Raw genomic sequence first — 5022 nt, forward strand, 5'->3', positions numbered from 1 at the left:
GAAAATCATGTTCGTCCTGTTGCCATAGGCAGAAAGAATTATCTTTTCGCGGGAAGTCATAATGGGGCAAGATGGGCAGCTATTTTTTACACCATATTGGCCAATGCCCAACTTAACGGTCTTGAGCCAAAAAATTATTTAAGAAAATTATTTACCATCCTGCCAGGTTATCCTGAAAATCAGCTTGAAGACCTACTGCCAGAAAACTGGAAAAATAATTTTGAAAATTAATCATCTACAAGCTTCATGTAAAAAAATCAAGATGTACTTCACCGGATGGATACCATTCAACTAATTAACTATTACACTCTTAACTCTTACACAAATACACTTTTCCGCGCCAGGGGAGGTCTCGAGTTGAAGCTCGAGTTACGACTGAAGCGGGATTCAGATAGATAGGCTGCACGTCGCTTACCGCCTGGGCACAATTAGCCTTTTCACAAAATAATTTGTAATACGTAATTTTTAATTGAAATTAATTTTTTGAGCCCTTTGCGGTTTTTTAAATGTTGTGGCTTTGCTGCCTTAGTAAACCAATCGCCAGTTATGGTTACACGCGGGCCGGATCTCTTTTTTCTCTTTTAAAAATTCAATGATCAGGTTGCGAATTTCCCGATCGGATTTGAAAAGAATCGGGGCGTCTTGCGCATGGGCGGCGGCCATGTGTCCCCCACCTCCCGTTGCCCGATAGCTGTTCATGGCCACGGTGTAGTATTTGTTCAAATCAAAGGGCTGGTTCGTTTTTAAATCCCTTAAATCCACAATACGCTGTCCGACTTGCTGGCGCAGATCAATCTTGTAACTCAGGCCTTCAGCCATATCGTAATTGTAACCGGGGATTTGGGGATTTAGGGCTGGGCATCCATTTTTGAGTTCAAAATAGCGCGCCGAAAACTCCAGGAAATCTTTAATTTGCTGCCCTGACATTTTAAGCACGTAGAGAAAATTCTCGTAGCGGTACATTTTGTAAGCATCTTTTACACGAATGGGGCCGGGCGGCAAACTGAAATGTTCATCAAAACAGGCGGCCAGCGAGATGTCCGCTCCGGTAAAATGGAGTTGAACCTGCTGAATCAAGTCCATAAAGGGCGTGTCCTGCCAGCGGGCCTTTTTAGCACTCAGGGAATCTTTTAAGGTGGCGATCACGGTATGGGTGTATTGTAATGTCTCCCGATGGTAGGGTTGCGCCAGATCCAGAATGGCTTTTGAAGCGGGTACATCCTTCAAAGGTTCTAACCAGCCGTCAAGTTTTTTTATTGTTCTGAGTTTCTGCACAGAGTTTCTGCTTTCTACAATAATTTGAGCCACGCCCAAATTACGCGCCCAGGAACCGGCATTGAGCAACAAAGTAGTACGATCTCCTGTTTTCAAAAACGAGTCTCTGGATTTCTGCAGCGTCTCCTTGCCCTTGCGTCCCACCTGGCGATGGGAATGTCCGGCAAAGACCACATCAAACAGAGGAACTTTTTCAGCGACCAGGCGCGAAGCGTTTTCATTGGGCAGCCCCAGTCGCTCGGTCTGCTGAGCGCTGTAACGTGCATTGAAACCGGCATGGAATGAACCGACCAACACATCCACCTGAGGTCTAAGTTCCTGGGCCCAGAATTTTGCGCTCTCAACCATGTCTTCCCAGTTAATGCCCGGATACAGAGTGGAATCGAGCCACATCGGAATCGCTGGCGTGGTTAAGCCCAAAACACCAACCCGAATGCCATTGACATCAAACAGGGCGTAGGGTTCAAAAAATGTGCGCCCGTCTGGTAAAACGCTGTTGGCACTAAGCCAGGGAAAGTTAGAGGCTTTCATGGCTTTGTAGTAAACCTCCACGCCCTGTTCGATATCGTGATTGCCCACTGTAAACGCATCATAGCCCATGTAATTGAGAACGAGAATCATGGGATTGAGACGGGCCGAGGCCACTTTATTAAAATAATAAGTTAAGGGCGTGCCCTGCAGCAGATCGCCGCTATCGATTAACAAAACATTCTGATGCTGTCTGCGGTACTGAGCGATTCTGGTAAACGCCCTGGCTAAACCGTAGTCGGCCTTTTGATCGCTAAAATAATCATAGGGATAGATATGGCCATGCACATCGGTCGTTTGCAGGATGTAAAGCGTATCGATCGAACTGGCCATCAAAACGGTCTGGAAAACAGTGAGCGCACCCAAAACAAGCCATTTGGATTTTAACTTGCATTTAGAGATTAATTTGCAGAGTGACATGACAACTCCTTTAAATATTTGCAACGCAATTAAAGTACAAATATTTTTGATGTGTGTAAAACAGAAATGAGGTCAACCTTGTCGCGCACTCGTAAACAGAAATTGGGCCAAAAAGGCGAGCAGCTGGCAGAACAATATCTGGTGGCACAGGAATACCGCATTGTTGCCCGCAATTACCGGCACGGGCGCGGTGAGATCGACCTGATTATTGAGAACAGCGATCTGCTGGCTTTTGTGGAAGTAAAAAGTTTTCAGGCCGAGCCACTGGATTTACCCGAATTTCGGGTTCACAAGAGTAAACAGAAAAAATTAATCGAAACGGCTTACGCTTTTTTGGCAGAACACCCTGAATTTGAAAACAGAAATCTACGTTTTGATGTGATCATTGTCGATTTCAGACATTATCCGGCGCAAATCACGCACTACCCGGCCGCCTTCTGGCTCGATGAACCATTTTGATTGATCCCCTTCCAAAGCTGCTCTGGTTTGGGATTTTGTTCATTAGATCAGCGTGGTGGCAAGACGGAATCAACCATAGAGAAAGCAAAGAGCCTTTGCGGGCCGACATTCCAATTTTTCAATTAAAAATTAAAAGATTACGGATTACGAAATTTTTGTGAAATGGACAGTTGTACCCAGGTTGTGAGGGCCTGTGCCGGCATGTCATTCTGAGAATCCCTTACACTGGCAGACAATTTGAAAGCGCAGCGTAACTCGAGCTTCAGCTCGAGACTTTTATAAGGGCGAAATGACAATCAGTGAGGCTTCGTGCCGATCGTCATTCCAAATCCCGATCCTCAGGGACAGGCCCGTCTGGCCACCGGACAGGCCCGTCTGGCTGGCTGTCCAGACGGACAGGTTTATCCGGCCGAAGGACGGGCCATTCAACAATTCAACCAATCAAAAATTCAACAGTTTTACTTCCTCACACAGCATAAAAATTTTCGCACGCTAAAATGCTAGATCTTTTAAGGGAAGTATTCTAATCATCCAGATTCATGTTCTCTTCGAAGTCATCCGTGTATTTTGAAGAAATAGTCTGGCGGATGACGCACACCTTAATCTGTCCAGGAAATTCCATGGACTCCCGGATTTTATTGGCAATGTCCGTTGAGAGGACCATGGCCTGTTCATCGGAAATTTTGTCCGGTTCGACAATAACTCTAATTTCGCGGCCAGCCGAAATAGCGTAGGTCTTGGCCACGCCTTCGAACGAATTGCCAATTTCTTCCAGCTTAGTAATCCGTTTGGTGTAGGCCTCCAATGTGTCGCGCCGTGCACCGGGCCGGCTGCCACTGATTTTGTCCGCTGCGGTTACCAGTACGGAAATGGGGTGAATGGGCTCGGCCTCCTCATGATGCGCTAAAATGGCGTTCTTCACGATTTCATGCTCATGGCAGGCTTCCGCCAGCTCCAGGCCCAGGGTAACGTGGCTGCCTTCGGAATTGTTGCTAACCGCCTTACCGATATCGTGAAACAGTCCGGCGCGTCGGGCCAGATTCACATTAAAGCCCAGCTCGGCAGCCATGGAACCGGCAATATAGGCCACTTCTTTGGAATGTTGCAGCATATTCTGGCCGTAACTGTAACGGTATTTTAAGCGACCCAGCGCTTCTTTCATTTTGGGATGCACATTGCTGATCTTAAGTTCACGTAGTGTCTCCTCGGCAGCTTTCTGAATAGAACGATTCACCTCTTTTCGGGCTCGATTGACCATCTGCTGAATGGTGTTGATGTTGATGGTTTTGCCCTTGATCAGGTATTCCATTGCCAGACGGGCAATTTCACGCGCTACCGGATCGTAGCCGGAAAGCACGACCAGCTCCGGAGTGTCATCCACAATCACCTTGACGCCCGTTGCCTCTTCAAAAGCGCGGATGTTGCGCCCTTCACGGCCGATGATCATTCCCTTAAAACGTTCACTGGGCAACTCCACCGTAGCCAGGGTCGATTCCATGGTAAACTCATAGGCTAAATTTTCAATGGCCTGGGCGATGATCTCTTTGGCTTCGCGCTGCGCTTTTTCCTTGGCTTCTTCTTTAATCTCTTTAACCAATTGAACCGCTTCTAATTTAGCCTGGCCTTCAAGGTTTTTCAGTAGCTCTTTTTTGGCCTCTTCAGAAGATAAGTTAGCCATCTTTTCCAGGCGTTTATTTTGCTCTTCGATCAGCGCGTCCACCTTTTTGTGCTTTTCGTAGAGTAATTGCTCTAATTCATTAATCTTTTTCTCTTTGTTTTCCAGCCTGGCTTCCAAGATTTTTAACTGATTTTCCGCCTTACGCAGGTTCTTTTCCTTGCGGATGTTCTCATTCTCCAGGCGTGTTGCTTTCTCCTCTTTTTGTCGTATCTCTCTTAAAAATGCGTTGCGCTTGCGTTGCAGCTCTTCCTTTAATTTGTAATGACTGTCTCTTTTAATCTTTTCCGCCTGTTTTTTAGCCTGTTCAATAAGCTGATGGGCGGCCTGCTTTTTGCTGCGTAACAGAGCTCTGTAAAATAAGATACCTAAAAATGCGCCGGCAAAGAGACTGATAATAATGGTTAAAATCTGGTTTACATCTAAATTTATGTTCATTTTGTCCCTCGTTTCAATGTACTACATTGCATTGCTTCGTTTGTCTGGATTCTACTTCATTCCTGCCATTAGGGTTTCGACAAGATTTTCTTTTATTTGACGTAATTTAATAAATTTAAACGTTTTTCTACAAATAATTATTCTCAGTCATCCACAATGGATTGAATTCAACTGGAGGCGCTGGATATTACTGCTCATTTAATTTGCTTTTATTAATGATTTGGTTG

5 protein-coding genes are annotated in these 5022 nt (G+C 45.7%); 3 read left to right on the forward strand and 2 right to left on the reverse strand.

Translation table 11 applies throughout. The annotated features are described in order from the left end of the window. The coding region (locus tag ACWB0I_RS06290) for a transposase domain-containing protein (RefSeq protein WP_479387195.1) at positions 1 to 231 on the forward strand (231 nt) is incomplete at its 5' end. Between the two features lie 294 nt (positions 232 to 525). Here ACWB0I_RS06290 and ACWB0I_RS06295 read toward each other — a convergent pair. Further along, entirely contained in the window at positions 526 to 2223 is a 1698-nt protein-coding gene (locus ACWB0I_RS06295; RefSeq protein WP_479387196.1) for a bifunctional metallophosphatase/5'-nucleotidase, read from the reverse strand. 78 nt (positions 2224 to 2301) lie between these two features. Between ACWB0I_RS06295 and ACWB0I_RS06300 the strand changes: the two genes are divergently transcribed. Together ACWB0I_RS06300 and ACWB0I_RS06305 are read left to right on the forward strand one after the other, a co-directional pair. Then, positions 2302 to 2682 (forward strand): YraN family protein, encoded by a 381-nt coding sequence (locus tag ACWB0I_RS06300; protein WP_479387197.1) that lies wholly within the window; start codon positions 2302 to 2304, stop codon positions 2680 to 2682. A 309-nt stretch (positions 2683 to 2991) separates the two neighbouring features. After that, positions 2992 to 3186: a hypothetical protein gene (locus ACWB0I_RS06305; RefSeq protein WP_479387198.1), complete on the forward strand. Its 195-nt coding sequence runs from the start codon at positions 2992 to 2994 to the stop codon at positions 3184 to 3186. A 19-nt stretch (positions 3187 to 3205) separates the two neighbouring features. Here the strand turns inward: ACWB0I_RS06305 and rny are convergent, their stop codons facing one another. Then, entirely contained in the window at positions 3206 to 4795 is a 1590-nt protein-coding gene (rny, locus tag ACWB0I_RS06310) for a ribonuclease Y (RefSeq protein ID WP_479387199.1), read from the reverse strand. Positions 4796 to 5022 lie beyond the last annotated feature (227 nt).

Source organism: Caldithrix sp. (genome assembly GCF_056497305.1).